Annotated in this window: 5 protein-coding genes and 1 pseudogene; 1 reads left to right on the top strand and 5 read right to left on the bottom strand. The window is 49.9% G+C overall.

Going from position 1 to position 5,900, the window contains the following annotated elements; all coding sequences use genetic code 11:
- Positions 1–95 precede the first annotated feature (95 nt).
- Positions 96–242: pseudogene (locus Q502_RS14940) on the top strand (four helix bundle protein); the annotation flags it as partial.
- Positions 243–627: 385 nt separating this feature from the next.
- On the opposite strand, the gene Q502_RS14075 reads toward Q502_RS14940, so the two are convergent.
- From Q502_RS14075 to Q502_RS14055, 5 genes are all read right to left on the bottom strand, one after another.
- Positions 628–1,380, bottom strand: coding sequence for a hypothetical protein (locus Q502_RS14075; protein ID WP_099830344.1), 753 nt, complete (start codon positions 1,378–1,380; stop codon positions 628–630).
- Between the two features lie 45 nt (positions 1,381–1,425).
- The gene (locus Q502_RS14070) at positions 1,426–2,472 is read right to left on the bottom strand and encodes a helix-turn-helix domain-containing protein (RefSeq protein ID WP_133117341.1); all 1,047 of its coding nucleotides are present in this window, start codon (positions 2,470–2,472) and stop codon (positions 1,426–1,428) included.
- A 142-nt stretch (positions 2,473–2,614) separates the two neighbouring features.
- On the bottom strand, positions 2,615–3,133 hold the full coding sequence (locus Q502_RS14065) for a hypothetical protein (protein WP_099830342.1): 519 nt from the start codon (positions 3,131–3,133) through the stop codon (positions 2,615–2,617).
- Entirely contained in the window at positions 3,111–4,214 is a 1,104-nt protein-coding gene (locus tag Q502_RS14060) for a hypothetical protein (RefSeq protein WP_099830341.1), read from the bottom strand. The genes Q502_RS14065 and Q502_RS14060 overlap by 23 nt, the downstream gene beginning before the upstream one ends.
- A gap of 118 nt (positions 4,215–4,332) precedes the next feature.
- Positions 4,333–5,745 carry a PD-(D/E)XK nuclease family protein gene (locus tag Q502_RS14055; RefSeq protein WP_112109545.1) on the bottom strand — a complete coding sequence of 471 codons (1,413 nt, stop codon included), beginning with the start codon at positions 5,743–5,745 and terminating at the stop codon, positions 4,333–4,335.
- Positions 5,746–5,900: the final 155 nt, after the last annotated feature.

Here is a 5,900-nt window from a genome sequence, read left to right as displayed (position 1 = left end):
TTATGGCAAACATTGCCGAGGGGGCGGGTCGCCAATACCGAAAGGAATCCGTTCATTCCCTCCTCATGGCAGTAGGATAACGCAATGAGACAGTTTCTCAGTTGGAACTTTCGTTCGAATTCGGCTACATCAACAAAGAGACTCTTGGGACTATTGAAGAGAGTGCCGAACGCATTAACCGCATGCTCTGGAAACTTTCGAAATCACTTGCTCATTCCACTTCGGAGAACGGTCAACGGTGAACCGTTAACTCTCTTGGGGTAGGTCAAGATCTTACGAACCTCCCAACAGGCAAGAAACTTCGTTGTCAGCTGCTGACTCAGAGGTTGGTCAAGATCTTAAGTACCTGCTACCCCATACCCCCAGCGCACAGCCTTCAGCGGCTCTTTCACCACGAAGCGGAACTTGACTCGCCGAAGGCGAGACTGGCCTTTGCGAACCAAAGACTGGCCTGGCGTAGCCTGACTGGCTATTTTGTCGCCTCCTGCGAAGCAGCATCACTTCCCCGGATGCTCTTCCGGGCATCACTTCCTCGCGCCAGCGAGCATCACTTCCTGGCGAAGCCCGCCGGTCCTTGCTCTACCCAGCCTTCAGCGCTCAGCGGTTCTTCCCAGCAGGTCCTTTTCATCAATCACCCGATCTCCTGGCATCCTGCTGTTCTTTCGCCCCTTTTCGGCTATGGAAATACTTGATTGATCTCTTCATCCATTCCATGATCTCTTCATTCACTTCGTAGATATCGTTCAGCTCCTCGGCATCTCCGATCTCTTCTGCGTAGGCCTCTGTTATCTTCTCTCTCAAGGTCGCTTCATAGCGCCGGACATCCAGAAGCGCTGCCGCGCGAAACATCTTTATGCTCTCTTCGACCTTGTCTATCATCTTCAGGGCCTTCGCAACGAGAAGGTAATTCTCCGCCTCGAAGGGATCGAGAAGCAGCGCTCTTTGAAGCCATGCGAGGGCATCGAGGGGTCTGTTCAGCTCGAGGTAAAGCTCACTCATTTCCCTTAACGCATTGCGGTCGTCGTTATCGTATGAGAGGGCCAGCCTGTACATCATCTCGCTCTTGTTCGGAAGGTTCAGCTTTCTGTATACCCTTGCGAGATCCTTTACGCTTCTCATGTCGTCGGGCCATCTCCTGTAACACTCCTCGAAGAGCCTCCTGGCTATGTGAAGATCGCCGAAATCCTCGGCTATTCGGCCGAGCACGAGGTATTCGCAGTCATACTTGAATTCGTCGAGCGGCTCCTCTTCAAGCTCCCAATTCGGGTCTTCTCTCAAGCCTATTTCCGTAATCGTCTTCAGATAAAGCTCCTTCGCCTTTTCCGTTTCTTCGAGAAACTGGTGCCTTCTTATTTCATTCAGCCTTAGAATCATCATCATCTCTTTCACCTCTTCTACCTTTTGTTCTTTGAACCATCACTGAGATCAGAGCCGGGCCTCGGCGCTCTCTTCTTCGAATTCATCGTCTAGCAAGCCTTCATCCTGCAGGCTATTTGAAGACGAAAGGAATTCTCTCTGCCTCTGGAGCATCTCTCCAAAGGAAAGTCCTTCGTAGTGTCCATTCTTCCTTTCGGCTTCGAGCCTGTCGGCGTTCTTTCGTATGAGTTCGACGGCTTCGATCAGATCCTCTGTCCTGGAGGAATCTCCCAGGTTGTCGTAGATAACCTTCGTCGTAAGGTCGGCCACTTTAGGGATCTCCATGGAGAAGTTCAGCATGATCCCTGCGAGGAAGTTCTGCCTGCTTGCCGAAGGCCTCTCCATTCTTGCGAGTACCTTGCTCAGCTGGAAGTATCCCGTCGGGTCGAGCGGATGGTCTCTCGTGAGTTTATCGAACCAGAAGTAGGCCTCGGTAAGCTTTTCTTCGTCAAAGGCCATCTCTCCAAGCCGGAGGGTCGCCCAGAAATGCTTCGGGTCTTTTTTCAGAACCCATTTGTAGTCCCCTTCGGCCTCTTTGAGTCTTCCCATGGATCTCTCTATGTCGGCAATGGAACAGAAGCCGCAGGTTTCATCCGGGTTTCGCTTACAGAATTGCTTCAGCATCTCCAGAGCCTTTTCCTTCTCTCCGAAAAAGGCAGTAAGTCTGGCCGCGTCATACAAGGCAAAGCCGGAGAGCTTCTCTTCGCCTTTCATGAGTTCTCCGTAGAAGACTCGGGCCTCTTTGGTCTTCATGTCTCCTATGTACTTGTTTGTGATCCTTATGAGGTCTTCTTCTCTTGACTTCTTCTTCTCCCCGGGAGAGCTTTTCTTGACGGCGCTATTGAGCTCGGGCTCATCCTTCAAACCGAGAAGAAAATCTATAGAGACATCCAGCGCCTCTGCTATCCTTAGCAATGTGTAGTACCCCGGGAACCTTTCTCCCTGCAGGTATGAAGTGAGTATCGAAGACCAGAGCTGGACCTTCTGTGCGAGCTCGGCTTCAGTCATATTCTTGTCTATCATTCTTTCCTTCAATCTTCTTCCGAATTCTTCCATATTTTCCTCCTTCAAGATCAGTTCCAAGTTCTGAGTTGCAAGTTGCAAGTCAAAACCAGTCTCAAGCCACGGAGTTTCAAGCTGAGAAACCGCCGGACCTCCAACCGCAAGGTCGCACCTCACTAGCGTTCAGCGGATCTTCTCAGCGGCTCTTCGCTCCGGGTAAAACTCCGCCGAAGAGTTTCGAGAGAAGCTCCTTGTTCACTTCCTCTTTCTTTCCGTTGAGCGCCTTGTCATTCTCCCTGAAATCGTATGATTCATATGCTTTTATGAACTGAGCCCTGACTACCCTTCTAGAATCACCAGTCATATCGCACAACTCCTGCCAGCCTATTGTCCTTTTCGCATTCTCCAGCCTTGGATCGTCGTAGAATTGCTCTTTGTAGATTCCGAATTTGTGCACGTCCTCTATGACTATCTGCCAGGCGTCTTCCGCGCTCAACGAATCCTTTGTTTCATCCAGGGCCGCTTTTCTTATCGCGGCTATCGTCGGTGGTCTATGCGTAGTCATGATTAACCTGTGCACGGCTGCCGAGAAGGCCAAATCGGAGATGTCGGTGACCATCTTGTACCATAGCTCTGCCGCCGGTCTGTCGAGAGTGAATCCGGGGAAGGCCATCTTCAGCATTGCCAGTCCCTCAGCGAATGTGCTTCTGTCCATCCAGTCCAACTCCCACGAAGTCCCTGAGAACATCTGCCATCCTGTCGCCCCTGTTAGAGTACTTCCCCTCCAGGACCTTCTCGAAATTAGAGGGCTTCATAAGCCAGTCGAAGTCCGCCCTCCATCTCGTCACTCTCCCGGAGAGAAACTCGGATTCCTCCACCCTGCTGAAGTAGTCTTCCCAGAACTCTATAGCGGGATACTCCTTCCAGCGGGCACGGACGTTTCTCTTTCTCGAACCCGACCATTTTGCCGATTCCTTTGGGGCAGGAAGAGAGGGGCAGAGGTCAATGAAGGCCTGACGGATCTTCTCGTACGGTACGCAAAAGTCGGCCGATCTCCGCTGGAACTGAGATTCATCCGATGTGAAAGGCGGAGAGTCGTCGTCTGTTTGGGCTCCGCAAAAAGAAGTGACTCCCTTTTCATCGTACGACTCATCTTTCACATAAAATGTCGTCTGCTCTTCTCGATCCGTTTCCTCTTCTGATTTCTCTTCAACACCGGAAAAAGCCGACAATCCACCGGAAATCCGACTCTCACCCGTCAGTCTCACTGACGAATTACCGTTAGGTAATTGTGTACTTTCTTCTTTAGTTTTCTTTGGTTTAGTTTTGTTTATATTATTGGGATCAGTCGAGAACGTATCGGGAACGCATCGGGGACTCTTCGGGCTCTCATCGCGATCAACCGTGCTTTGGTCGAGAGCATTCATTTCCTCGTCATCTGCGGCTGTTGAAATCTGATTCTCGGCACGCGTCGGGGTATCTGTCAAGGACGCGTCAGGGACGTGTCGGGTATCCATCGGGAACGCGGAAATCGAGTATTTTCCGGGGTTGAATCTGTCGCCCGATTCATAGGAAATGAGTCCCGCCTTGCAAAGTCTTCTTCTAGCTCTTGTGAGCTGTCCCTTCGTGCATCCGTATACGCTCTGAACTATCCCGTTTGGAACTATGAAACTCTCGGGCCATCTAGCGTTGTTGGCGTAATCTAGTATGAAGAAATAAAGAGATGTCTCGAGAGAGTTGAACTTGTGTATCTTGTTCGCTATCCAAAAGTTGTTTATAAGTTCTATGTAATTCACGGTAAAACCTCCAGTCAAAGATCGGACAGATGTGAGAGGTATGAGGCTAGAGGTTAGAAAGGCAGATTCAATTGCTCTTCTCACCTCTTCCCTCTGGCCTCTTACATCTTTTCAAAAGCTACGCTTTCCTGAATCTCCTCACCGGTTTCAGTTTCTCTTTCTTCTCGTACGCTTCTTCGGGAAGATAGTCGACCAGTTCCGAAAGGTTCTTGAACGTGATGAATTTGAATGGATCTGGAAGCCCGACGACTGTATCCAGAGCAGCCTCTCTATCCAGAAGCCTTATTTGAGTAGGAGCCTCATCGCTCGCATATTCATAGCCATTTAGCTCAACCTTTCCTATCCCTTCCCTGTCTATGAATTCATCCGCGAGCTTCTTCATCTTCTTCGCTCCCTCCTGAAAGGCGACTGTCTTCTGAAGGGTGTTCTTAAGGGAGTCACTGTCACTTATCGTGAGATCCTCTCCAAGCTTCTCCATGAGAGGGCATAGTGAATGATACAGGCAGTAAGAGCAGTGGTCTCCGGCTTCGGGCTTAAAGTCGCTCTGAAGGATCTGGTTTATCCAGGCGTATAGATTGATCCCCGCCTCTTCGAGGTTCTCTTTCGTTATCTCTTTCGAGAAGGAAGCACCTGCAGAAAGAGAGACCCATTCGATCCTGCCTATGTTATATCCCCCTCTCGATAAAGCCCAGGCGTATATAAGAAGCCTCTCCCAGTCGGGATCGCCAAACCCCGCCTTGAAGTGGCAGAGAACGAGCTGAGCATGAGGCGAGGCGTGAGAGGTTAGAGGTGAGAAGAGCTCTGGATCTTGGCCTTTCAAGTCTTCTATATCCCGTACACCCTTCTCAAAGAAATCCGATTCGTTGGTTACGGTCTTTCTTACATCTGACCTCTTACCTCTGACATCGCGCTCTTCCTCATAGAGCGCCTGCGCCACTCCCCTAAACACCACTTCCGGTTCATCGAATGGTATTGGATTGGAGAACCTGTCCAGAGCGAAGGGGATATTGAGGGCAACGACATCTTTGCTCTTGAGGAATTGAACTCCGAACTCTATCTGCTCCATATCCCTCTTGAGATTTTCTCCAAAGAGGAGAGGAGTAGGAGAGTTGCCGAGATAAGAGTTGAACACAGCTCTTAGAATTAGCCCATTATGTTTTCTTCCCTCTCCCCGAGCTTCGGGAAGTCCCTCGAGATATCGTAGATAGAACCTGTGAGGACATTCCACGAAGGCTTTGATTCGGGAGTAGGATAAGGGGAACGGGTGACGGTTCTCCGTCAGCCGTTCTCCGTTCTCCGATTTCTCAGGAGCTAATTGCCTGGAAATGTATGGACAGGAGAAATTCTGTCCTATTCCCGACGCTTCTTCTGCGTGAATTGACGAAGTAATATCACTGTTGCAAAAAGGGTAAACAGAATTAGACCTTTCCCGTTTGAAAGTGATAGTATTTAGATGTTCCAAGCTTGCTTTTTGTGTTGAGAGCGGATCTCTGGCAGGGGATCCGTTCTCGTTTTTTACTGCCGGATTCATGGTGTATCACCTCCCGGTTCCCTTGTGTGTCTTCCTATTCGGTTGCCTTTTAATAACCCTGTTCTCGTTAGTCATACTGTGCCTCCTTCATGTTAGTTCTCTCAGAACGTTCTCATATACCCCTATGTCATATCCGAGACTGTAGAGATACATGA

This window comes from Mesotoga sp. Brook.08.YT.4.2.5.2., assembly GCF_003351125.1.
Taxonomy (GTDB): Bacteria; Thermotogota; Thermotogae; order Petrotogales; family Kosmotogaceae; genus Mesotoga.
The sequence above is the reverse complement of the archived record's forward strand: the minus strand, read 5'-3'. Positions and strand labels throughout refer to the sequence as shown.